General features: G+C 75.1%; 16 protein-coding genes. 11 read left to right on the forward strand and 5 right to left on the reverse strand.

All coding sequences use genetic code 11. The features are described from left to right. Nucleotides 1–186: 186 nt before the first annotated feature. The 3 genes from AB0C17_RS28680 to AB0C17_RS28690 all read right to left on the reverse strand — a co-directional run bounded on the left by AB0C17_RS28680 (nucleotide 187) and on the right by AB0C17_RS28690 (nucleotide 3,397). On the reverse strand, nucleotides 187–1,671 hold the full coding sequence (locus AB0C17_RS28680) for a S8 family serine peptidase (RefSeq protein ID WP_357481336.1): 1,485 nt from the start codon (nucleotides 1,669–1,671) through the stop codon (nucleotides 187–189). A gap of 147 nt (nucleotides 1,672–1,818) precedes the next feature. Next, nucleotides 1,819–2,682: an NAD(P)H-hydrate dehydratase gene (locus AB0C17_RS28685; protein ID WP_357481339.1), complete on the reverse strand. Its 864-nt coding sequence runs from the start codon at nucleotides 2,680–2,682 to the stop codon at nucleotides 1,819–1,821. After that, the gene (locus tag AB0C17_RS28690; RefSeq protein ID WP_357481342.1) at nucleotides 2,666–3,397 is read right to left on the reverse strand and encodes a histidine phosphatase family protein; all 732 of its coding nucleotides are present in this window, start codon (nucleotides 3,395–3,397) and stop codon (nucleotides 2,666–2,668) included. The genes AB0C17_RS28685 and AB0C17_RS28690 overlap by 17 nt, the downstream gene beginning before the upstream one ends. Before the next feature lie 261 nt (nucleotides 3,398–3,658). Between AB0C17_RS28690 and AB0C17_RS28695 the strand changes: the two genes are divergently transcribed. From AB0C17_RS28695 to AB0C17_RS28720, 6 genes are read left to right on the forward strand one after another with little or no spacing between them, the layout of a single operon-like run. Continuing rightward, nucleotides 3,659–7,333: a DUF4132 domain-containing protein gene (locus AB0C17_RS28695; RefSeq protein ID WP_357481345.1), complete on the forward strand. Its 3,675-nt coding sequence runs from the start codon at nucleotides 3,659–3,661 to the stop codon at nucleotides 7,331–7,333. Further along, nucleotides 7,330–8,433: an AAA family ATPase gene (locus AB0C17_RS28700; protein WP_357471267.1), complete on the forward strand. Its 1,104-nt coding sequence runs from the start codon at nucleotides 7,330–7,332 to the stop codon at nucleotides 8,431–8,433. Before AB0C17_RS28695 ends, AB0C17_RS28700 begins: the two co-directional genes overlap by 4 nt. Beyond that, nucleotides 8,430–10,739: a DUF5682 family protein gene (locus AB0C17_RS28705; protein ID WP_357481348.1), complete on the forward strand. Its 2,310-nt coding sequence runs from the start codon at nucleotides 8,430–8,432 to the stop codon at nucleotides 10,737–10,739. The genes AB0C17_RS28700 and AB0C17_RS28705 overlap by 4 nt, the downstream gene beginning before the upstream one ends. Next, a complete protein-coding gene (locus tag AB0C17_RS28710) occupies nucleotides 10,736–11,848 on the forward strand; it encodes a VWA domain-containing protein (RefSeq protein WP_357481352.1) in 1,113 nt (370 codons plus the stop codon). Before AB0C17_RS28705 ends, AB0C17_RS28710 begins: the two co-directional genes overlap by 4 nt. Nucleotides 11,849–11,857: 9 nt before the next feature. Further along, nucleotides 11,858–13,900, forward strand: a complete 2,043-nt coding sequence (locus AB0C17_RS28715; RefSeq protein WP_357481355.1) for an SWIM zinc finger family protein — start codon at nucleotides 11,858–11,860, stop codon at nucleotides 13,898–13,900. A gap of 34 nt (nucleotides 13,901–13,934) precedes the next feature. Further along, nucleotides 13,935–14,915, forward strand: coding sequence for a DNA primase small subunit domain-containing protein (locus AB0C17_RS28720; RefSeq protein WP_357481358.1), 981 nt, complete (start codon nucleotides 13,935–13,937; stop codon nucleotides 14,913–14,915). 5 nt (nucleotides 14,916–14,920) lie between these two features. Here AB0C17_RS28720 and AB0C17_RS28725 read toward each other — a convergent pair whose 3' ends face one another. Then, the gene (locus tag AB0C17_RS28725) at nucleotides 14,921–15,427 is read right to left on the reverse strand and encodes an Lrp/AsnC family transcriptional regulator (RefSeq protein ID WP_262011709.1); all 507 of its coding nucleotides are present in this window, start codon (nucleotides 15,425–15,427) and stop codon (nucleotides 14,921–14,923) included. A gap of 72 nt (nucleotides 15,428–15,499) precedes the next feature. On the opposite strand from AB0C17_RS28725, the gene pdhA reads away from it, so the two are divergent. The 4 genes from pdhA (at nucleotide 15,500) to AB0C17_RS28745 (ending at nucleotide 20,913) form a co-directional block, all read left to right on the forward strand. Beyond that, the gene (gene pdhA, locus AB0C17_RS28730; RefSeq protein WP_357481368.1) at nucleotides 15,500–16,699 is read left to right on the forward strand and encodes a pyruvate dehydrogenase (acetyl-transferring) E1 component subunit alpha; all 1,200 of its coding nucleotides are present in this window, start codon (nucleotides 15,500–15,502) and stop codon (nucleotides 16,697–16,699) included. Further along, entirely contained in the window at nucleotides 16,699–17,703 is a 1,005-nt protein-coding gene (locus AB0C17_RS28735; RefSeq protein ID WP_357481362.1) for an alpha-ketoacid dehydrogenase subunit beta, read from the forward strand. Before pdhA ends, AB0C17_RS28735 begins: the two co-directional genes overlap by 1 nt. 110 nt (nucleotides 17,704–17,813) lie before the next feature. After that, nucleotides 17,814–19,163: a dihydrolipoamide acetyltransferase family protein gene (locus tag AB0C17_RS28740; protein ID WP_357387836.1), complete on the forward strand. Its 1,350-nt coding sequence runs from the start codon at nucleotides 17,814–17,816 to the stop codon at nucleotides 19,161–19,163. A gap of 475 nt (nucleotides 19,164–19,638) precedes the next feature. Continuing rightward, nucleotides 19,639–20,913, forward strand: a complete 1,275-nt coding sequence (locus AB0C17_RS28745) for an Ig-like domain-containing protein (protein WP_357481365.1) — start codon at nucleotides 19,639–19,641, stop codon at nucleotides 20,911–20,913. A 61-nt stretch (nucleotides 20,914–20,974) separates the two neighbouring features. Here the strand turns inward: AB0C17_RS28745 and AB0C17_RS28750 are convergent, their stop codons facing one another. Continuing rightward, nucleotides 20,975–21,994, reverse strand: coding sequence for an SMP-30/gluconolactonase/LRE family protein (locus AB0C17_RS28750; RefSeq protein WP_357387669.1), 1,020 nt, complete (start codon nucleotides 21,992–21,994; stop codon nucleotides 20,975–20,977). Nucleotides 21,995–22,178: 184 nt separating this feature from the next. Here AB0C17_RS28750 and AB0C17_RS28755 point away from each other — a divergent pair, with 184 nt between their 5' ends. Beyond that, nucleotides 22,179–22,556 carry an STAS domain-containing protein gene (locus AB0C17_RS28755; RefSeq protein ID WP_357387667.1) on the forward strand — a complete coding sequence of 126 codons (378 nt, stop codon included), beginning with the start codon at nucleotides 22,179–22,181 and terminating at the stop codon, nucleotides 22,554–22,556. Nucleotides 22,557–22,706 lie beyond the last annotated feature (150 nt).

Here is a 22,706-nt window from a genome sequence, read left to right on the forward strand (position 1 = left end):
ATCCACGGCGGCTGCTCACCCCTCCTCACGTTCAGACGAAACGACCCTCACATCCAGTCGGTTACGCCCACCCTCAAAAAGTTAGGACCTCTAAGTCGGCTGACGGTGCCCCCCTACCCGGCACCCGACCAGGACAAACGGACCGGGCCCGGCGTGCTCGCCGGGCCCGGTCCACGCGGGTTCGGGTTACTTGACCGCGTTGTACGCGTCGACGACGCCGGCGCCGTAGAAACCGTTGCGGTTCCCGCCGGAGCAGGTCGCGTCGTACGCGTTCGGGCCCGCCGGGATCAGCGGCACCGGGTTGTAGACGCCCGACGGGCAGGGCTTCGCCACCGCCGTGCGCTCCAGGAAGGAGGAGAGCTGACCCGGGGTCATGCCCGGGTGCGCGGACAGCGCCAGCGCCGCGACGCCGGTGGCGTGCGGGCCGGACATCGAGGTGCCCTGCTTGTAGCCCCACCCGTTGGTGCGGGTGACGGTGTTGAAGGTGGTGGACAGGATGCCGTCGGTGGACGTCGAGCGGGCGCCCTGGGTTCGGAACCGGGTGTCGCCACCCGGCGCGGTCACGTCGATCACGCCCTGGCCGTACGAGGAGTAGTAGCTCTTCTCACCGGTCGGGCCGACGGCGGCGACGGTCACCACGCCCGGGGCCTCGGCCGGCAGGTCGAGGCAGGCGTTCGTCAGGTTCTCCCGCTCCTCCGGCGTGCCGTTGTTCGGGCTGCCGGTGTCGGTGATCTTGTGGGCCAGGTCGTAGTTCGAGTTGCCGGCCGACGCGACGTGCAGCACACCCTGGGACTGCGAGTAGCGCAGGGCCCGCTGCACGGCCTTCCACACCGGGCGCTGACGCGCGTCGTTGCGGCAGTTCAGCTCCCACGGGTCGATGTAGTAGCTGTTGTTGGTGAGCCGCATGCCGTGCTCGGCGGCCCACATGAACCCGCAGACCGCCGCCTCCGGGAAGATGTAGCCGTCGTCGTTGACCACCTTGACGGCGGCCACCTTGACGCCCGGGGCGACACCGGTGACACCGACGCCGTTGACCGCGGCGGCGATGGTGCCCGCCACGTGGGTGCCGTGGTCGCTGGTGGTGGGGTTCCACGCGGCCTCGGCGGTGTTCGGGACGCCGCCCACGCAGGAGGCGCTCTTGTCCCTGGCGATCTGGGTCGCCAGGTCCGGGTGGCTGCTGGAGATGCCGCTGTCCAGCACACCCACGACCACCGACGGGCTGCCGCCGGTGACCGAGTGCGCCTGCGGGACGCGGATCATGTCCATGTCCCACTGCTGGCCGTAGAGCGGCTCGGCGGTCGGGTCGCCGGTGGCCGCGGCGACGGCGGCGGCCGGCACCTCGACCGTCTCGCCCTCGTTCAGGGCGGTGCCCAGGCCGGCGGTGGAGGCGACCGACTCGACGCCGGCGCCCGCCACGCGGGTGGCGAAGTCCGGGGCGGACGAGCGCACGACCAGCACGCCGATCTTGTCGTACGCGGCCACCACGGTGCCGTCGGCGGCCGCCACGCGGGCGGCGGCCTTGGCGGTGCTGTTGCCCTGCGGGGCGAGCACCAGATAAGAGGTTTCCGGGCCGACGGCCGCGGCCGGTGCCGTGCCGCCCGCGAGGGCGAGCCCGGCGCCGAGCGTCACTGCCGACGCCGCGGCGAGTGTCTTGCGACGGAGGTTGTTCACACAGACTCCCAGGGGTTCGTGCGGGTGGACCGCATCCCTCGGCGGGCTGCGGTCCGGGCGGAGGCACGGCGAAGTACCGGCCTCGCCCGGACCAGCGCCGCCACCCTCCGGGGTGTTACACGCCTCGCGAGCGGGTGCTGTGGATCGTCAGACGGTGGCGATCGTGTAGGGGATCTCGTCCAGCAGCTCCCGGGCCAGGAAGCCGATCCGCCCGTACCGGGGGACCAGCCGCTGACCGCTCACCGCGTGCGCGAACGCCGCCCAGCAGGCCGCCTGCGCCGGGTCGGCGCCCCGGGAGAGCAGGCCCGCGAGCAGGCCGGACCGCACGTCGCCGCTGCCCGAGGTGCCCAGGCCGGCGTCCCCGCTCTCCTCCCGCCAGGCCCGGCCGTCCGGTGTCGCGATGTGGCCGTACAGCGAGACGACCGCGTCGTACCGGCCGGCCAGCTCCACCGCCTCGGCGTCGAGGTCGTCGCCCGGGTCGCGGCCCAGCAGGTGCCGGGCCTCGGTGAGGTTGGGGGTGAGCACCACCTTGCGGCCGGAGCCGGCCAGCAGGTCCGGCGCGTGGCTGAGCGCGCCGAGCGCGTACGCGTCGAGCACCAGCGCGGTCTCCCGGCCGGCCGCGTCCAGGACCAGGCGCAGCAGCTCTCCGGTGGCGTCGATGTCCCTCAGCCCGGGGCCGACGGTTACCACGTCCGCCTCGGCGACCAGGCCGCCGAGGCGGTCCCCCGGGTCGCCGCGCACCGCGCCGTCGTCGGTCTCCGGCAGGCCGACCACCAGTGCCTCGGGCACCTGGATGCTCAGCGACGCCGCAGTGGACTCGGCCGCGGCGAGCTGGAGCACCCCGGCCCCGGCGCGCAGCGCGGCCACCCCGGCGAGCAGCACCGCGCCGGGGGTGAACCGGGAGCCGCCGACCACCAGCACGGTGCCGCGCGCCTCCTTGCCGCCGGTGGGCACCGGCAGCGCCCAGTCCCGCAGCAGCGCGGGGGTGATCACGTCAGACCGGCTCGGCATTTACCTCGTCCTCCCTGGTGGGCTTCGCCCCCTGCCGGTGCAGGTGGTCGATGTCGTTGAACACGTCCGGCACGAGCCGTCCCGCGTCGTCGGCGTGCCAGCCGGTGACCGAGCAGTTGGCGATCACGTGCTCGCGGGTCAGCGCCATCAGCTCCGCCTCGGTGAGCCCTTCCACCAGATAGCGCAGCAGGAAGACCAGCGCGTCGTGGCCGAACAGCAGCACCCGGCCCCCGTCGTGGTCGCGGCGCAGGTCGCCGAGCAGCGCCCGCAGCCGCAGCGCCACGTCGGTCCACGACTCGCCGCCGGGCGGCCGGTAGTAGAACTTGCCCAGCCGGGTACGCCGCTGCGCCTCCTCCGGGTGGCGCCGGGTCACGCCGTGGGCGGTGAGCCCGTCGAGGATGCCCAGTTCCCGGTCGCGCAGCCGCTCGTCGACGCGGGCCGGGATCCCGGTGCCGTCGAGCGCCAGCTCGGCCGTGCGCACCGCCCGCAGGTACGGCGACACCACCGCCACGTCCGGCCGCCTCGATTCCGGCAGCCCGGCCAGCCAGCGGCCGGTCGCCCGCGCCTGCTCCTCGCCGGTCGTCGACAGCGGCACGTCCGCGTCCCGGTGGGTGAGGTCGATCAGCTCGGCGCCGGACGTCTCGGCCGCCGTGGCCGCCACGTTCGCCGTGCTCTCGCCGTGCCGGATGATCCAGAGCGATGCCAACTCCGCCATGCGGCACCCGGTACCCGGGCTCGACCGGGGATAACCGTGCCGGACGGGTGGCGCCGCCGGGCCGTTCAGTCCTCCGGCGAACCGGGACTCACGAGGCCCGCGGGCCGCTGACGGCAGTGCTGGGAGCACTGCTGCCGGCCGGGTGGGCGGCCCGGACCGGACCGTGACGCCCCTGCGCGGCGAGTAGCGCCCCGGCGGCGTCACGGGTGTCGGTGGGGCCGGTTATGGTCCCCGCACACTGCGGGCGATCAAGGAGACGGTGTGCGCAGATTCGAGTTCGTGGGCGGCGGTTCGGCCAAGTTCTGGGCGGTCGGGCAGCGCGACGCGACGGTGACGGTCCGCTATGGATCCCTCGGCGCGCAGGGCCGCACACAGGTCAAGGAGCTGGGTTCGCCGGCCGAGGCCGCCGCGCACGCCGACCGGCTGATCGCGGAGAAACTGCGCAAGGGGTACGCCGAGACGAGCGCCGCGCCCGCCGCCGGGCAGACCGGAGTGCCCGCCGCCGAACCGACCGAGCCGAGCCACGACCCGGAAGCGGCCGGTGTGGGTTCGACCGGTGGCGGCCCGGCCGGGGCGTCGCCGGCCACGTCGCCCGCAGGCGGGCTGCCGGACGAGGACGTGTTCGAGGTTCCGGCCGCCTGGCGGCGGATGCTGATCCCGCGCCGGGGCGGCACGCCCGGCCCGGCCCTCCCGTCCGCCGCGAAGGGTCGCGCCGCCGGCCGGAAGGTGCTGGACTCGGTGGCCGACCCGGTCGCCGTCACCGCGCGGGACACCGACGACCCGGAGCTGGGCCCGGCGCTGCGCCGCTACCTCGACGGCGAGCCCGGCCCGCTGGGCGGGGCCGCGCTGGTGGTGGCAGTGGTCGCGCGGCTCGGCTACCACGGCCGCAGCCAGCAGGGAGTGGCCCTCGCCGACCTGCTCGTCGCCGATCTCGGCCCGGCCGGCGCGGCGGTCGCCGCGACCGAGCAGATCACCGTGAGCATGGTGACAGGCGGGTCGACGCCCTCGCTTCCGCTGCGCCGCGCGGAGAAGAAGGATCCGGAACACTTCGGCCACTGGCACCTGCGCCAGGCCGTGCTGCGCCGGGTCCGCGCGCACCTCGCGGCGGCCGGCGACGCCGACTACGCCGCGGCCCGCGCCGCGCTCGCCCCGTACCGGTCCGGCTCGTTGCCGCAACGGGTGGTCACGTCCTTCCTGCTGCCCACCGAACGGGAGTGGGTGGCCGAGGACGTCGCCGCCGTGTCCCGGGCCGGCGGGCAGACGCTGGCCGGGCTGCTGGTGTGCGCCGTCGACGACGCGGACGCGATCCACGCCCTCGCCGACTCGCTGTCGGTGTACCGGTTGACGCAGGACCACGCGTTCGCGGTCACCGCCACGGAAGCGGTCGGACCGCCGATAGCGCCCGTGCTGGGCGGGTGGTTCGACCACGAGCACACCCGCTCGGACGGGCACAGGATGCTCGTGTCGCTGCTCGCCGCCCTGCCCGGCGACGAGCCGATGACGGTGCTGCTCGACCGGCTGGACCGCAGATACGTCCCGCCCGCCGTACTGGAGGTGGTGCGCCGCTTCCCGGTGCGCGGCGTACGCCTGCTGGCCGCCGCCGCCGAGGGCCGCGGCCCGGCCTCGCGGGAGGCCGCCACCCTGCTGCGTGCCCACGTGCTGGCCAATCCGGCCGCCGTCGAGGCGGCGCTGCCGGCGCTGGATCCGGCGCGGCGGGAACTCCTCAAGAGGGTCCGTGACGAGGCGTCCGCGCTGCCCGTGGCCGGGCCGGACCGGCTGCCGCCGGTGCTCGTGTCCCCGCCCTGGACGGTGCGGCGTTCACGAACCACCCCGCCGGTGGTGGGTGGGCTGGACCGGCCCGCCGGGTCCGCCATGGCCTGGCTGCCGGGCGAGCGGGAGCGGTGGGCCGCTGTCGTGCCCCGCTGGTCCGGCTGGTGGCGGGGCGACGACCTGAGCGGGCTGGCCGTCGAGGTCGCCGCCGGGCGGGCCGGATCGTCGGCGGAGATCCACTTCTTCGTCCGGGCCACCGAGGAACTGGCCCGGCCGCTGCTGCCGGCCTGGCGGCCCACCGAGTCCTGGGGCGCCGACGAGTGGATGTCCCGCCTCGCCGGGCGCTACGAGCTGGACGCGCTGCCCACCGCGCTGCACCTGGCCCGTACCGCGCCGAAGAGCGTCGGGGAGGTGCTGCTGCCGTACGCCGACGGTGAGGTGGCCGACCTGATGGCCGACTGGCTCGACCGGCTCAAGACGGCCCGCCCGGTCGCCCGGGCCTGGCTGCGGCGGCACCCGGAGTACGCCATGCGGGCGCTGCTGCCGGCCGCCCTGGGCACGCCCGGCCCGCATCGCCGGGCCGCCGAGCGGGCGTTGCGCCTGGTCGCCGCCGAACACCGCGACACGCTCCTCGGCGTGGCCCGCGAGCACGGCGAGGAGGCGCTCGCCGCCGCCACGGCGATGCTCGACGCCGACCCGCTGGCCCAGCTCCCGGCCCGGATGCCGAGCCTGCCGGCGTGGCTGGACCCGGCGGTGCTGCCGCAGGTGCTGCTGCGGGACCGCTCGGCGGCGCTGCCCGCCGACGCGGTACGCCACCTCTGCACCATGCTCGCCATCTCCGCGCCCGGCGAGCCGTACCCGGGGATGGAGATCGTCCGTGCGACATGTGACACCGACTCCCTGGCGGAGTTCGCCTGGGCGCTGTTCGAGAGCTGGCAGGGCGCCGGCGCGCCGTCGAAGGACGGCTGGGCGTTCACCGCGCTGGGGCTGCTCGGTGACGACTCGACCGCCCGGCGGCTCGCGCCGCTGATCCGGGCCTGGCCGGGCGAGAGCCAGCACGCCCGGGCGGTGACCGGTCTGGAGGTGCTGGCACAGATCGGCACCGATGTGGCGCTGATGCACCTCTACGGCATCTCACAGAAGGTGAAGTTCCGGGGACTGCGGGAGCAGGCGGCGCGCAAGGTCACCGAGGTCTCCGACGGGCTGGGCCTGACGCCCGAGCAGCTCGGCGACCGGCTGGTGCCCGACCTCGGGCTGGACGCCGACGGCAGCCTGGTCCTCGACTACGGGCCGCGCCGGTTCACAGTCGGCTTCGACGAGCAGCTCAAGCCGTACGTGGTGGACGGCGTCGGCGCCCGCCGCAAGGACCTGCCCAAGCCCGGCGCCCGGGACGACGCCACGCTGGCGCCCGCCGCGCACAAGCGTTTCGCCGGGCTGAAGAAGGACGTGCGCACGCTCGCCGCCGACCAGATCCGCCGGTTCGAGACGGCCATGGTGACCGGGCGGCGCTGGCCGGCCGCGGACTTCCGCCGCTACTTCCTGTCCCACCCGCTGCTGTGGCACGTCGTGCGCCGGCTGGTGTGGGCCACAGTGGACGGCGCCGGGCAGGTGGGCACCGCGTTCCGGGTGGCCGAGGACCGCACGCTCGCCGACGTCGACGACGAGACGTACGCGCTGCCGGACGACGCCACTGTCACCATCGCGCACCCGCTGCGCCTCGGCGCGGCGGTGCCGGCCTGGGCGGAGGTGTTCGCCGACTACGAGATCCTCCAGCCCTTCCCGCAGCTCGGCCGCGAGGTGTACCGGCTGGACGAGGCCGAGCGTAAGGAGAAGCTGCTGCACCGGCACATGGGCGTCACCGTCCCGGCCGGCCGGCTGCTCAGCCTGGAACGGCGGGGCTGGCGGCGCGGCTCACCGCAGGATGCCGGCATCCAGAGCTGGCTGGAACGCGAGGTCCCCGGCGGCCGGGCCGTGGTGATCGATCTCGACCCCGGCATCGCGGTCGGCCTGGTGGACATGTTCCCCGACCAGAAGATCGAGGCGATCTGGGTCAACGACGTGCCGTACGGCGACTGGTTCCAGCGCGGCGGCAAGGTCCGCCTCCGCGACCTGGACGACGTCACCGTCTCCGAGGTGCTGCGCGACCTGGCGGAGGTGACCCGGTGACCGCGCTCGACCCGGCCGTCGAGCGGGCGCAGCGGCCCCCGGCCGAGGTGCGGTACGCCGACGAGCTGGCCGCGCTGGCCGCCGCCGACGGCGATCCGCGCCCGCCGGGCTGGCGGCTGAGCCTGCGCGCCGCGCGCCGCTTCATCCTCGGCGACCCGGCGGCCGGGATCCGGCGCAAGTTCGTCGGGGACCCGTCGCTGATCGACCGGGCGCTGGTGGCGCTGGCGACCAGCCGCGGGCTGATGCTCGTCGGCGAGCCGGGCACCGCGAAGTCGCTGCTGTCGGAGCTGCTCGCGGCAGCGGTGAGCGGCGACTCCACGCTGACCATCCAGGGCGGCGCGGCGACCACCGAGGACCAGATCCGCTACTCGTGGAACTACGCGCTGCTGGTGGCGGACGGACCGTCGCCGCGCGCGCTGGTGCCGGCGCCGCTGCTGCGCGGCATGGCCGAGGGGCGGGTGGTCCGCTTCGAGGAGATCACCCGCTGTCCGCTGGAGGTGCAGGACTGCCTCCTCTCCCCGTTGTCCGACCGGGTGCTCGCCATCCCGGAGCTGCCGGGCGCCGACGCCATGGTCTTCGCCCGCGAGGGGTTCAACGTGATCGCCACCGCTAACACCAGGGACCGGGGCGTCAACGAGATGAGCGCCGCGCTGAAGCGGCGGTTCAACTTCGAGACCGTCTTCCCGATCCCCGATCTCGGCACCGAGCTGGAGCTGGTCGAGGCCGAGGCGGGCGAGTTGCTGCGGCGCTCCGGCGTGACGGTGCCGCCCCGGCGGGACCTGCTGGAGGTGCTGGTCACCACGTTCCGGGAGCTGCGGACCGGGATCACCGAGCGCGGCGACGCGATGGAACGGCTGTCCGCGGTGATGAGCACCGCCGAGGCGGTGTCGGTGGCGCACGCGGTCGGGCTGCGCGGCTGGTTCCTGCGCGGCGAGCCCGGTGACGCCGCCGACCTGGTCGCCTGCCTGGCCGGCACCGCCGCGAAGGACGACGCGGAGGACCTGGCCCGGCTGCGCCGCTACCTGGAGCAGCAGGTGTCCCGCCGCTCCGGGGCGCAGTGGCGGGCGGTGCACGACGCCCGGCACCTGCTGCCCGGGTGAGCGCCGTCGAGGCGCCCGGCGGCGTCACGTTCCTCGGCGTCCGGCACCACAGTCCGGCCTGCGCCCGGCTGGTCGCCGAAACCGTGGCCCGGCTGCGGCCGGCGTACGTGCTGGTGGAGGGGCCGGCGGACCTGAACGGGCGGATGGACGAGCTGCTGGGAGACCACGAGCTGCCGATCGCCGTGTTCACCGCGTACCGCGACGGCACCCGGCGGCACGCGTCCTGGAGCCCGTTCTGCGCGTACTCGCCGGAGTGGGTGGCGCTGACCGCCGGTCGGGAGGTGGGCGCGCGGGTGCGCTTCATCGACCTGCCCGCGTGGCATCCCGCGCTGAGCGACCGCGCCAACCGGTACGCCGACGCCGACCAGCGGTACGCCGAGGCGGTGCGCCGGCTCTGCGCCACCCTGGCCGTGGACAACGTGGACGCGCTCTGGGACCACCTGTTCGAGATCGGCCCCGACGACGGGCTGGCCGAGCGGCTGGACACGTACTTCGACGTGCTGCGCGGCGAGTCGGCGGCGGGGGAGGACGACACCGCCCGCGAGGCGTACATGGCCCGCTGGGTACGCGCCGCCCGCCGCCGGGCCGCCGGCCGGCCGGTGCTGGTGGTGACCGGCGGCTTCCACCGTCCCGCCCTGGTCCGGCTGACCGCCGGCCCGGAAAGCGCTGGGCCGGAGGAGGACGACTGGCCGGAGGTGCCCGCCCCGGCGCCCGACGCGGTGGCGGGCAGCTACCTCGTGCCGTACTCGTTCCGGCGCCTCGACGCGTTCGTCGGCTACCAGTCCGGCATGCCGTCCCCGGCGTACTACCAGCGGGTCTGGGAGGACGGCCCGCGCCGGGCCGCCGAGGCGCTCACCGAGGCGGTGGCGGCCCGGCTGCGCGCTCGGCGGCAGCCCGTCTCCACCGCCGACCTGATCGCCGCCCGGACGATGGCCGGTGGTCTCGCCCGGCTGCGCGGCCACGCCCACCCGGGCCGCGTCGACGTGCTCGACGGGCTGGTCTCCGCGCTGGTCACCGACGCGCTCGACCAGCCGCTGCCGTGGGCGACCCGGGGCACCCTGACGCCCGGCGCGCACCCGGTGGTCGTGGAGATGGTGGCCGCGCTCAGCGGCGACCGGGTGGGCCGCCTGCATCCGGACACGCCGCTGCCGCCGCTCGTGCACGACGTCGACGCGGAACTGAAGCGGCACCGCATCGATCCGCACGAGGCGGTCGAACTGGACCTGACAGTCGCCGACGACCTGGCCCGCAGCCGCCTGCTGCACCGGCTGCGGCTGCTGGACATACCCGGCCACACGCGCGAGCACGGCCCGCGCGTGGGCGCGGACGCGCTGCTCACGGAACGCTGGTCGCCCGCGCCGTCGGCGGACCGGCTGGCCCGGGTGATCGAGGCCGGCGGGTACGGGCCGACCGTCCTGGACGCCGTCACCGCCCGGATCGAGGAGCGGGTGACGCTGCTCGGCGCCGACGTCGACGCGCTCGCCACGACGCTGTTCGACACCGCGCTGGCCGGGCTGCCCGAGCACTCCACCCGGACGCTCACCGCGATCGCCCGCGCCACCGGCTCGGTCACCGACCTGCGGGCGCTGGGCCGGGCGCTGGCCGTGGCGCTGGCCCTGTGGCGGCACGACGGGCTGCTCGGCAGCGCCGGGACCGCCCCGCTGGGCGCGCTGATCACCGCCGCCGTACGCCGCGCGCTCTGGCTCGTCGAGGGCGTGCGGGCGGCTGCCGCACCGGCCGACCCGGGACGGCTGACCGCGCTCGTCGCGGTCCGCGACGCGGTCCGCCACGCCGGACCGGCGCTCGGGCTGGACCGGGACGGCGCGCTGGCAGTGGCGGGGCGGGTGGCGGCCGACGCGGCGGCCCCGCCGGACCTGCGCGGCGCGGCGCTGGGCCTGGCCTGGTCGTTGGGGGACGTGCCGGACGCGGCCCGCGCGGTCCGGGCCGTGGCCGCGCCGGACACGCTCGGGGACTGGCTGTCCGGGCTGTTCGCGCTGGCCCGGGAGGAGGTCGTGTCCGGTGACGCGGCGCTGCTGGCAGTGGTGGACGAGCTGCTCGCCGCGATGGGCGCGCACGACTTCCTGGTGGCGCTGCCCGCGTTGCGGCAGGCGTTCGGCTGGTTCCCGCCCCGGGAGCGGGCGGAGGTGGCCCGGCACGTGCAGGCGCTGCACGGCGGAGACGCGCCCTCCGGTGACCTGCTGCGGCTGGACGCCGACCCGCTGCTGGTGGCCGCCGCCCGCGCGGTGGAGGAGCGGGTCGACGCGGTGCTGACCCGGGAGGGGCTGTGGGAGGGGGACCGGACGTGACCGACCCGATGCGGGAACGCTGGCGGCTGGTGCTCGGCGACGCCGCGCAGGACAGCCTGGGCGGCCTGTCGGCCGAGGCGGCCGGCCGGGACGCCGCGCTGGACTGGCTCTACGGCCGGGACGCCGAACTCGGCCGCCGCGACGTGCGGCGCGGCGGGTCCGGCCCGTCCAGCCTGACCACAGTGGACTGGCTGGACGGCATCACCCGGCTGTTCCCGAAGGAGACGGTGCAGCGGCTGGAACGCGATGCGGTCGAGCGGTACGGCATCCACGAGGTCGTCACCGACCCGGCGGTGCTGGCCCGGGTCGAGCCGAACCCGACGCTGCTGCACGCGGTGCTGCGCACCAAGCACCTGATGGACCCGCAGGTGCTGCGGCTGGCCCGCAAGCTGGTCGAGACGGTGGTGCGGCAACTGGTGGAGCGGCTGGCCGCCGAGGTGCGGCAGTCGTTCGCCGGGCCGCGGGCGCGACGTCCCAGCCGGTTCCGCCAGGCCCGCAACTTCGACGTACGGCGCACCATCCGGGCGAACCTGGCGCACTGGCGGCCGGACGAGCGCCGGCTGCACGTACGGCAGCCGCACTTCTTCTCCCGCACCCGCCGCCACCTGGACCGCTGGCAGGTGATCCTGCTGGTGGACCAGTCCGGTTCGATGCTCGGCTCGGTGATCCACGCCGCGGTGACCGCCGCCTGCCTGTGGGGGCTGCCGGGCGTGCGGACCCACCTGGTCGCGTTCGACACCGACGTGGTCGACCTGACCTCCGACGTGGACGACCCGGTGGAGCTGCTGATGAAGGTGCAGCTCGGAGGCGGCACCGACATCGCCCGCGCGGTCGCGTACGGGGCGCAACTGGTGGAGAACCCGCGCCGGGCCATCGTCGCGCTGGTGTCCGACTTCTACGAGGGCGGCGACGCCGGGCGTCTGGTCCGGTCGGTGCGGCAGCTCGTGGAGCAGGGCACACACGTGCTGGCCCTCGCCGCGCTGGACGAGGAGGCCGACCCGGCGTACGACAGGGCCACCGCGCAACGGCTGGCCGACGTGGGTGCGGCGGTAGGCGCCATGACGCCGGGTGAGCTGGCCGCGTTCGTGGCCGAACACGTGGGCCGGTAGGGGGACCGGATGACCCGTGACGACCTGATCGCGCTCACCCCGGACGTGCTTGCCGCGCTGAGCAATCGTGGCCTGGTGAAACGCGCCATCCGGGAGGTCGACGCCGGTGAGCGGCCGGCGCTCACCGAGGACGCCGACGGCGCGGTGCGCGCCGCGTACCCGGACGGGGTGACGCTGACGCTGCCCGTGGGCGGTGGCCTGGCGGCCGGGACCTGCTCCTGCCCCGCGCCGGGCGTGTGCCGGCACCTGCTCGCCGTCGTGCTGACCTACCAGCGCACGCACGCCGACGCCCCGGGTCGCGGGGCCGCGCCCGACCGGGACGCCGCACCGGGCCACGACGCCGCCCCGGATCGGGAGGCCCCACCGGGCCGGGAGGACGCCGGGGCCGGGGGCGAGCCGTGGCGGTGGTCGCCGGGCGATGTCACCGACGAGGAACTGGCCGCCGCGATCGGCGCCCCGGCTCTCACCGCCGCGAGACGACGGCTGCGGCGCGGCTACACCGCCGTGGTCCACCGGCCGGACGCCGCCGACCCGGTCCCGCGCGTGGAGCTGCCCGCCGGCACCGTCCGGTTCCTGGTGCCCGGCCAGATCGGGTACGCGCGCGGCGACGCGGCCGACGACGGCGGCGAGTCGATCGCGCTCGCGGTGTGGGCGTGCCGGGCGGCCGACCGGGAACACCCGGACCGTCAGGAGGCCCAGGTACGTGTCGGCGGCACCGTCACCGTGACGGAGCATCCGGCGCTGGACGCGGCTGTGGCGCTCGCCTCGGATGTGCTGCTGACCGGGGCCGCGCACCTGGGCTCCGGCGTGGACGCCCGGCTCGCTGCGGTCCGGCGTGACCTCGACGCGGCCGGTCTGCGCTGGCCGCTGCTGGCGGTGGAGGACCTCGCGGGGCAGCTGGAGGCGTACGCGGCACGCGGCGCCCGGTACCGGCCGGAGACGTTCGCCGACCTGCTTGCCGAGCTGCCCGCCCGGCGGCGCGCGGTGGTGAACGCCGGCGCCACCCCGGCGGAGCGGGTGCTGGGCACCCACGAGCCGGCGGAGACGCCGCTGCGGCGGGTACGGCTGACCGGCCTCGGCGCCCGGGTCCGGTGCAGCGGCGGCGAGGTGGGCGTGGACGTGGTGCTCGCCCACCCGGCGGCCGTCTCGGTGCTGGTGCTGCGCCGCGCCTACCCGGTCACCGAGGACGGCCCGCCCACCGGGCACGAGCTGGCCGGGCGGCGGGTCACCGGCGCCACGCTCGGCGCGCTCGCCACCGGCAACGTGGTCTCCGAGTCGGCGGTGCGCAGCGCCGCGCACCGGCTCCGGTTCGCCGCCGGCCGGCTGTCCCGCACCACAGTCACGCCCGGCGCGGGGGAGTGGTCCGGCCTGCCGCCCGGCCTGGTCGCCCGCGACCCGGACGCGCTCGCCGCCGAGCTGGCCGGGCGGCCACCCCGGCTGCTGCGCCCACGCACCGCCGCCGAGGCGGTGCGGGTGCTCGCGCTCGGTGAGGTGCGTGCCATCGGGTACGCGGCCGGTGAGCAGCGCCTCGACGCCACGGTGACCGGGGCCGACGGTGGCACGGCGACTGTCACCGCCACCCATCACGCCGCCGCTCCGGGGGCACTCGACGCGCTCGCGGCCGCGCTGGGCGGAACACACGGACCGCCGCGCTATGTCAGCGGAACGGTGCGCCGGGGCGCGGACGGCCTCGTCGTCGAGCCACTGGCAGTGGTCGCCGACGCGGTGGTCGTACCCGATCTGGCACCTGGGGCCGGCGACGGGCGGCTGGCCGGCGCGGTCGACGCCCGGCCCGACCCGGTCGCCGCCGCGCTGGGTGCTGCGTCGGCGCTGCTCGCGCAGGCCGCGCACACCGGTCTGCGGCACCTGCCGGCGGCCTTCCCGGACCGGCTGCGCGCGACGGCGGCCGGGCTCGCCGGGGTCGGTCTGGACCGCTGCGGCTCGACGCTGGCCGGGCTGGCCGGAATGCTCGGCGCCGACCCCGGCGAATCGGCGGTATGGGCCTGGGTGGACGCCTGGATCCGGCTGTCGGTGACGGCGGAGTCCCGGTGAGCCGGCCTCCACGGCCGGGCCGGGTCGCTACGGTGTGACGGTGGCGACCACGGCGGCGCAGGAGATCCAGGTGGGGGAGCGGCTGGTCCGCGTCTCCAGCCCCGACAAGCCCTACTTCCCGGAGCGCGGGCTGACCAAGCTGGACGTGGTCAACTACTTCCTGTCCGTCGGCGACGGCATCCTGCGCGCGTTGCGGGACCGGCCGACCATGCTGGAACGCTGGCCGCGCGGCGTCTTCGAGGGCGCCAAGGTGGCCACCCGGCAGACAAACAAGGGCGACGCGTTCTACCAGAAGCGGCTCCCGGCCGGCGCGCCCGACTGGGTGCGCACCGCGCACATCACGTTCCCCAGTGGCCGTACCGCCGACGAGGTGGCACCGAGCGAGCTTGCGGTGGTGATCTGGGCGGCCAACCTGGGCACGCTGCGGTTCCACCCGTGGCCGGTGTCGAAGGCCGACGTGGAACACCCCGACCAGCTGCGCATCGACCTCGACCCGATGCCGGGTGTCGACTTCGCGCAGGTGGTGCCGGTGGCGCACGGGGTGCGCGCGTTCCTGGCCGAGCTGGGCCTGGAGGGCTTCCCGAAGACCACCGGCGGGCGCGGCATCCACGTCTACGTCTCCATCGAGCCGCGCTGGAGCTTCGGCGAGTGCCGGCGCGCGGTGCTGGCGCTCGGCTTGGAGATGCAGCGCCGCCTGCCCGACCTGGTCACCACCACCTGGTGGCGCGACCAGCGGGACCGGCCGGTCTTCGTCGACTACAACCAGATGGCACGCGACCACACCATGACGTCGGCGTACTCGATCCGGCCCACACCTGCGGCGCTGGTCTCGGCGCCGCTGGACTGGTCCGAGCTGGACGACGCCCGCCCGGAGGACTTCGACGTGGTCAGCATGCCCGCGCGGTTCGCCGGGCGGGGCGACCCGCACGCCGGGCTGGACGGGCGGCGGTACTCGCTGGCACCCCTGCTGGAGCGGGCCGACGCCGAAGGGCTGGAGCCGCCGCCGGAACGCTGAGGCGGTCAGTCCCAGGGGCTCTGCGTGCCGTCGAACTCCTCGAACACCAGCCAGGTACGGGTGGACAGCACCCCGGCGATGCTCTGCACCCGGTCCAGCACCACGTCCCGCAACGTCGCGTTGTCCGGCGCGCGGACCAGGGCGAGGACGTCGTGTTCGCCGCTGAGCAGCGCGGCGTGCTCGATGTAGCGCACCCGGGCCAGCTCGGCGGAGACCTCCCGCCAGGTGTTCTGCTCGATGGTGAGCGCGATGTACGCCGACGTGCCCAGCCCGGCCGGCTCCGGCGCGATCCGCGCGGTGAACCCGGTCAGCACCCCGTCGCGCAGCAGCCGCTCCACCCGGGCGTACGCGTTTGTGCGCGAGACGTGCACCCGTTCGGCGAGCGTACGGATGGAGGTGCGGGCGTCGCGGACCAGCTCGCGCAGGATCCGCCGATCCACCTCGTCCAGCGGCCCGGCCGAACGTCCCGTTCCGCCCGCCGCGCCCGGTGTGGCGCCGGTCTCCTGGCTCACCTCGGCCACCCTCCCATGCCATTCGTCCCGCGTTCATCCCGCATGTTGAGTCAATCATCCACGACCGGGAGCATAGGGCCACCACACGTCCAGGAGGTCCCCGCCGTGACGACCACACCCCAGGCGGTCCGCAGGGCATCCCCGCGCACCCGCCGGAAGTCCACCCCGGCCGCACCCGACCCGTCGGCGGGCTTCATGCCGCAGCGGGAGCCGGTCCGGCTGCTCGAACCCGACGGGACCCCGCTGCCGGCCCGCGACGACTACCCGGAGCCGCCGGTCGAGACGCTGCGCGAGATGTACCGGCGGATGGTCGTCGGCCGCCGCTTCGACGTGCAGGCCACCGCGCTCACCAAGCAGGGCCGCCTCGCCGTCTACCCGTCCGCGCGTGGCCAGGAGGCCTGCCAGATCGGCGGCGTCCTCGCGCTGCGCGACAGCGACTGGGTGTTCCCCACCTACCGCGAGTCGATGGCGCTCACCGCGCGCGGCCTCGACCCGGTCGAGGTGCTCACGCTGCTGCGCGGCGACTGGCACTGCGGGTACGACCCGGCTGCCACCCGTACCGCGCCGCAGTGCACGCCGCTTGCCACCCAGTGCGTGCACGCCGCCGGGCTGGCCTACGGCGAGTCGTACCAGGGCCGCGACACAGTGGCGCTGGCGTTCATCGGCGACGGTGCCACCAGCGAGGGCGACTTCCACGAGGGCATCAACTTCGCCGCCGTGTTCAAGGCGCCGGTGGTCTACCTGGTGCAGAACAACAAGTACGCGATCAGCGTGCCGCTGTCGCGGCAGACCGCCGCGCCGAGCCTCGCCTACAAGGGCGTCGGCTACGGCGTACCCAGCGAGCAGGTCGACGGCAACGACCCGGTGGCCGTCCTGGCCGTGCTGGAACGCGCCGTCGCGCACGCCCGCGCCGGCAAGGGCCCCTACCTGGTCGAGGCGCACACGTACCGGATGGAGCCGCACACAAACGCCGACGACCAGACCCGCTACCGCGACGCCGACGAGGTCGAGGCGTGGCGCGACCGCGACCCGATCGCCCGGCTCGAGGCGTACCTGCGGGCCAAGGGCGCGCTCGACGACGCCGCCGTCGCGGCCGTCGCGGCGGAGGCCGAGGAGTACGCCGCCGCGCTGCGCCGCCGGATGGACGACCAGCCCGCAGTCGACCCGCTGAGCCTGTTCGACCACGTGTACGCCGAGCCGACGCCGCAACTCGTCGAGCAGCGCGAGATGGTCCGGGCCGAGCTGGCCGCCGACGCGGAGGGGGACGCCTGATGGCCACCATGACCATGGCGAAGGCGCTCAACGCGGCGCTCGCCGACGCGATGCTCGACGACGAGCGGGTCGTCGTGTTCGGCGAGGACGTCGGCCAGCTCGGCGGCGTCTTCCGGATCACCGACGGGCTGCAGGCCCGCTTCGGCGACAAGCGCTGCTTCGACACCCCGCTCGCCGAGGCCGGCATCGTCGGGTTCGCCGTCGGCCTGGCCATGTCCGGGCTGCGGCCGGTGGTGGAGATGCAGTTCGACGCGTTCGCGTACCCGGCGTTCGAGCAGATCGCCTCGCACGTGGCGAAGCTGCGCAACCGCACCCGTGGCGCGCTCAGCGTGCCGATCGTCATCCGGGTGCCGTACGCCGGTGGCATCGGCGGCGTGGAGCACCACTGCGACTCGTCCGAGGCGTACTACGCGCACACCCCCGGCCTGAAGGTGGTCACGCCGGCCACCGTGGACGACGCGTACTCGCTGCTGCGCGCCGCCATCGACGACCCCGACCCGGTGGTGTTCCTGGAGCCCAAGAAGCTCTACTTCACCAGCGCCCAGGCGGAGCTGCCGGCCCGTACCGCGCCGCTCGGCACCGCCGTGGTGCGCCGCCCCGGCACCGACGCCACCCTGATCGCGTACGGACCGGCGGTGCCTGTCGCGCTCGCTGCCGCCGAGGCCGCCCGCGAGGAGGGCTGGGACCTGGAGGTCGTCGACGTCCGCAGCATCGTGCCGTTCGACGACGCGACAGTCACCGCCTCGGTACGCCGTACCGGCCGGTGCGTGGTGATCCAGGAGGCGCAGGGCTTCGCCGGGGTCGGCGCGGAGATCGCCGCCCGGGTGCAGGAACGCTGCTTCCACGCGCTGCACGCCCCGGTGCTGCGGGTGTCCGGGCTGGACATCCCGTACCCGGCGCCGATGCTGGAGCACACCCACCTGCCCTCGGTCGACCGGGTGCTGGACACCGTGGCCCGGCTTCAGTGGGACGACCAGCCCGACACGCGGTGGGTGGCGGCATGACCGAGCGCACCGAGCGGAGCGAGGGCCGTGAGGGCATGCCCGGCCGGCTCAGCATGACCGAGCGCACCGAGCGGAGCGAGGGCCGTGAGGGCATGCCCGGTCAGCACGGCATGACCACGGCTGTGGGGAACCGGGACTTCCTCCTGCCCGACCTCGGGGAAGGGCTGAGTGAGGCGGAGATCGTCGAGTGGCGGGTCGCCGTCGGCGACGTGGTGACGGTGGACCAGAGCGTGGTCGAGGTGGAGACCGCCAAGGCCGTCGTCGACGTGCCGTGCCCGTACGCCGGCCGGGTCGTGGCCCTGCACGGCGCGGCCGGTGAGGTGCGCCCGGTGGGCCAGCCGCTGATCACCATCGCCCCGCTCGACGACGCGCCCGACCCGCACGCCACCTACCGCGAGGAGGAGCGGGCCGGCTCCGGCAACGTCCTGATCGGCTACGGCACCGGCCACGGCGGCACGGGCCGTAGGCGTCGCCGTCCGCGCCTGGCGCTGGCCCCCGAGGCCGGCACGGTCGCCTCGGCGGACCGCGCGGCTGAGTCGCCGCAGACCGGCGGACCGGCGGTGGCGCCGCTCGTCATCTCGCCGATCGTGCGGCGGCTGGCCAAGGAGCACGGCATCGACCTGGCGTCGCTGCGCGGCACCGGGCCGGGCGGTGTGATCCGCCGGGCCGACCTGGACGCCGCCGTGGCCGCCCCCGCTCCGGCTGCCCGGCTGGCCGCGGTGCCGGACGCCCCGGCCGCCCACGTCGGGCTCGCCCCGGCCGGTGACGGCGACACGGTCATCCCGCTCACCGGCATCCGCAAGGTGATCGCTGACAAGCTCTCCCGCAGCCGGCGGGAGATCCCCGAGGTGACCATCTGGGTCGACGTGGACGCCACCGGCCTGTTGGAGACGCGCGCCGCGATCAACGCGGCCACGCCTGACACGCCGGTGAGCATCCTGGCGCTGCTGGCCCGGATCTGCCTCAGCGGCCTGCGGAAGTACCCCCAGCTCAACGCGCACGTCGACACCGAGGGCCAGCGGATCATCCAGTCCGCCGGTGTGCACCTGGGCATCGCCGCGCAGACCGACAGGGGCCTGGTCGTGCCGGTGCTGCGTGACGCGCAGCGGCTCACCACCCGGGAGCTGGCCGCCGCGCTCGCCGAGACCACTGCGGCGGCCCGGGCCGGCACGCTGCCGCCGGCCCGGCTGACCGGGGGGACGTTCACGCTCAACAACTACGGCGTGTTCGGCGTGGACGGCTCGACGCCGATCATCAACCACCCGGAGGCGGCGCTGCTCGGCGTCGGCCGGATCGTGGACAAGCCGTGGGTGGTGGACGGGCAGCTCGCCGTCCGCAAGGTGACCCAGATCAGCCTCACCTTCGACCACCGCGTCTGCGACGGCGGTGTGGCCGGCGGCTTCCTGCGCCACGTAGCCGACTGCGTCGAGCAGCCCGCCCTCCTGGTAGCCAACGTCTGACCCGTCCGCCACCCGGCCCCGGCCCCCTGAGGGCCGGGGCCGCGCGCGTCCCCCGCCCCCGCCCCGCCCCCGCCCCGCGATCGTGCACTTGCTGCCCACGATGTGCCCGACTCGCACCCTTCTCGAGGGCCGCAACTGCGAGATCGCAGTGGAGCGGGTCGGATCTTGGTAGGAAAGTGCCCCTATGCGGGCCCCTATGGGGACCGTCTCGTACCAAGATCTCCAAGCCCTCCCGCCTCGCTCCGTCGATCATGAGGTTGACGGGGAGGAACCGGACACCGGGCGCCGGTAACTTCATGATCGACCGTCGGCGGCCGGACCGGGGCGGAGAGCGCGTGGGGCGCAACCGGGGACGGGTATCGCCTGTCCGGCATGATTCGCGCAGCCGTTTCCGAGCAATTCCGCCGAAGGTGCCACGGCGCGATCCCGGGCCTACAGAATGTGGGCGAGAGGGTTCGGAAATGGGGGGCGAAATATGTTTGCGAGGCACCGACTGACGCTTTTCGCGATGACCGTCGCAGCCGCACCGCTGGCGGTCGGCGCGTGCACCGCCGGCCCGAAGTCGATGGCGAAGCGGGCCGAGGCGGCCCCGCCGCCGTCGGTCGCCGTGACGCCGGCCGATCGCACCCGGGACGTGCCGATCAGCGCGGAGGTGGGTGCCAGGGTGAGCAACGGCAAGGTGACAGCCGTCAAGCTGACCGACGACAAGGGCAACGCCGTGCCGGCTCAGCCCCGCGAGGACGGCTCCGGCTGGGTGCCGGACCGGCCGCTCGCCAATTCCCGCACGTACACGGCCGAGGTGACCGCGACCGGCGATTCCGGCAGGACCGCCACGCAGAAGACGACGTTCACGACGATGGCCAAATCCACCAAACCGGCAGTCACCAGTGAATTGTATTTCCGGCCGAATCAGACGTACGGGACGGCGATGCCCGTGGTGCTCGGATTCGACCCGCCGATTCCCAAGGAGGCCCGCGCGGATGTGCAGCGCCGGCTGTTCGTGAAGACCGACCCGCCGCAGCCCGGCACCTGGTCCTGGGTGGCCGACGGCAAGCAGGCCGAGTACCGGGCACCGGACCGCTGGAAACCGGGCACCAAGATCAGTGTGCGCAGCGCACTGGAGGGGCTGCCCATCGGCAAGGAGACGGTCGGCGACGCCGACCGGGTCGCGAGCGCCAAGGTCGGCCGGCAGGTGACGCTCGACATCGACAACGGGACCAAGCAGATGACCGTCTACGAGGACGGCAAGGCGGTCAAGAAGATCCCGGTCAGTCTCGGCAAGGAGAGCACGCCGACGTCCAGCGGCACCATGGTGATCATGGAGAAGCACGAGCACACCACGTTCGACACGCGGGGCGAACCAAACGGCGGCTACGTGGTCGACGTGGACGACGCCCAGCGGCTGACCTGGGGTGGCGAGTTCATCCACTCGGCGCCGTGGTCGGAGGGGGAGCAGGGCTCCACGAACACCTCACACGGCTGCACGAACGTCTCGGCCACCGCCGCGGACTGGCTGATGGGTTTCACGCAGGTCGGTGACCTGGTGACGGTCAAGGGCACCGAGGTGAAGCTCGACCAGGGCAACGGCTTCACCGCCTGGAACGTCGGCTGGGACGAGTTCGCCAAGGGCAGCGCGCTGCCCGTACCGGCGGGGCTGAAGCCCACGCAGAGCCCGACGCCGCACCCGGGCGCGGTGGCCGGCGGGTCGTCGCCGGCCCCGTCCCCCTCGCGGAGCAACAGCGGCGGCTGAACCTGGGGAGGAACGGCCCCGGGGCCGGCCCGCGTCCGCGCGGGCCGGCCCCGCGCCGCGCTCAGTCCAGGTCGACGCGGGCCACGCCGGTCGCGGTCAGACTGCCCAGCCAGAGGTGGCGGCCGTGTTGCCGCACGCCGGTGACCATCGGGTACGCCCCGCTCGGGCCGTGCAGCGTACGCAGCACCCGGCCGGTGCCGTCGACAAGCGCGACCAGCCCGTAGCGGCGCGGCTGCGGCTGGACCGCGCCGGGCAGCAGGGCCACGATCTGCCGGACCCGGGGATGCGGCAGCAGCCGCTCCATGGCCCGCAGCCGAGGGCTGGGCAACGCGACCCAGTAGGTGCCGTCGCCGACGCCGGAGACGTTGTCCGGATACGCGGGCAGGTCGGTGAGCACTGTGGCCCGCCCGCCGGGCAGGTCCACCCGCAGCAGCCGGTGGGTGGCGGTCTCGGCGAGCATCAGCGCCGACTCGTCGGGGGTGAGCGCGAGCCCGTTGGGGAAGTAGAGCCCGTCCGCGACCACGTCGGTGCGGCCGGTGCGCCTGTCGTACGCGAGCACCCGCCCGTTGGGCCGGTGTTCCAGCAGGTCGCGCTTCCAGTGCGAGAGCGGGAACCGGTCGGAGGAGTCGGTGAAGTAAACGGTGCCGTCGCGGGCCACCGCCGCGTTGTCGGCCAGGTGCACCGGCGGCGCGGCCCCGGTCAGCTCGTGCACCCGGCCGGCCGGGTCGACCCGCAGCAGCCCCCGGTACGCGTCGCAGACCAGCAACCCGCCGTCGACCGGATCCCGTTCGATGCCCAGCGGTCGTCCGCCGGTCTCGGCCAGCAGGGTGGGCGGCGTGCCGGGCGGGGAGTCGGCCGGCCACCACCAGAGCCGGCCGTCCTCGTCGCCGCTGACCACCCGGCCCTCGCCGTCGACCACGACGTCCTCCGGGCCGTGCCCGCCGGCCGGCAGCGGCAGCAGGTCGGCCCGGTCGAGCCGGGTGTCGGCGGGTGCCCAGGGGCCGGTGAGCGGTGGCGGCACGGTCGCCGGCTCGCGGACCGGCCGGATCAGCAGTGGGGCACGCGGGCGGGGGACGGCCATCGGCTCATTGTGGCCCGGCGGCGCCGCGTGGGGCAGCCCTCGACGGCGTTTCGCCCCGGCCAGGGGGCGTGGCGGGGGACTGCGGGATGACCCTGAGACGGCTCGGGGTCGGGTCCCGGACAGTACCCGGAACCACCGGCCGTGAGGTCGGGAAATGTCGGTGGGGGCGGGTAGGTTTGGCCGCATGGTACACAGCGTTGAGCGCCTCCACGTGGTGACTGACGTGCACGATCACATGGTCGAGCTGCGTCCGGTCGGCGAGATCGACATCGCCTCCGTGACGGCGTTCCGGGCCGCGCTCTGGGCGGCGCCCGCCCGGCCGGTGCTGCGGGTCGACCTGTCCGGTGTGCGGCTGCTCTCCGCCGCCGGGGTGCGCGCGCTGGTCGCCACCCACCTGCGGGTGCGGGCCCGCGGTGGCGAGCTGGTGCTCACCGACCCCGACCCGGTGGTGGCCCGGGTGCTGCGGGTGACCGGCCTGCACCGGGTGGTCCCGGTGCGCTGTTCCGACCGCACGCCGGATCTGCCCGGCCGCACCCGCGAGCTGGTGGCCTGCGCGGCCTGAACAGCCGGCGGCCGGGGCGCGCGCAGCCGGCCTGAGCACGACGTCGGGCCGCTCGGCCTGAGCACGGCGTCGGGCCGCTCGGCCTGAGCACGGCGTCGGGCCGCTCGGCCTGAGCACGGCGTCGGGCCGCCGGCGCGGAAGCCGGCGGCC

The sequence above is a fragment of the Micromonospora sp. NPDC048887 genome (assembly GCF_040649715.1).
Taxonomy (GTDB): domain Bacteria; phylum Actinomycetota; class Actinomycetes; order Mycobacteriales; family Micromonosporaceae; genus Micromonospora.

What these genes read in the sequence shown, in the direction of transcription:
- AB0C17_RS28685 (WP_357481339.1), bottom strand. Translation starts at nt 2,682, where the DNA reads ATGCCGAGCCGGTCTGACGTGATCACCCCCGCGCTGCTGCGGGACTGG.
- AB0C17_RS28690 (WP_357481342.1), bottom strand. Translation starts at nt 3,397, where the DNA reads ATGGCGGAGTTGGCATCGCTCTGGATCATCCGGCACGGCGAGAGCACG.
- AB0C17_RS28715 (WP_357481355.1), top strand. Translation starts at nt 11,858, where the DNA reads ATGACCCGTGACGACCTGATCGCGCTCACCCCGGACGTGCTTGCCGCG.
- AB0C17_RS28735 (WP_357481362.1), top strand. Translation starts at nt 16,699, where the DNA reads ATGGCCACCATGACCATGGCGAAGGCGCTCAACGCGGCGCTCGCCGAC.
- AB0C17_RS28740 (WP_357387836.1), top strand. Translation starts at nt 17,814, where the DNA reads ATGACCACGGCTGTGGGGAACCGGGACTTCCTCCTGCCCGACCTCGGG.
- AB0C17_RS28745 (WP_357481365.1), top strand. Translation starts at nt 19,639, where the DNA reads ATGTTTGCGAGGCACCGACTGACGCTTTTCGCGATGACCGTCGCAGCC.
- AB0C17_RS28750 (WP_357387669.1), bottom strand. Translation starts at nt 21,994, where the DNA reads ATGGCCGTCCCCCGCCCGCGTGCCCCACTGCTGATCCGGCCGGTCCGC.
- AB0C17_RS28755 (WP_357387667.1), top strand. Translation starts at nt 22,179, where the DNA reads ATGGTACACAGCGTTGAGCGCCTCCACGTGGTGACTGACGTGCACGAT.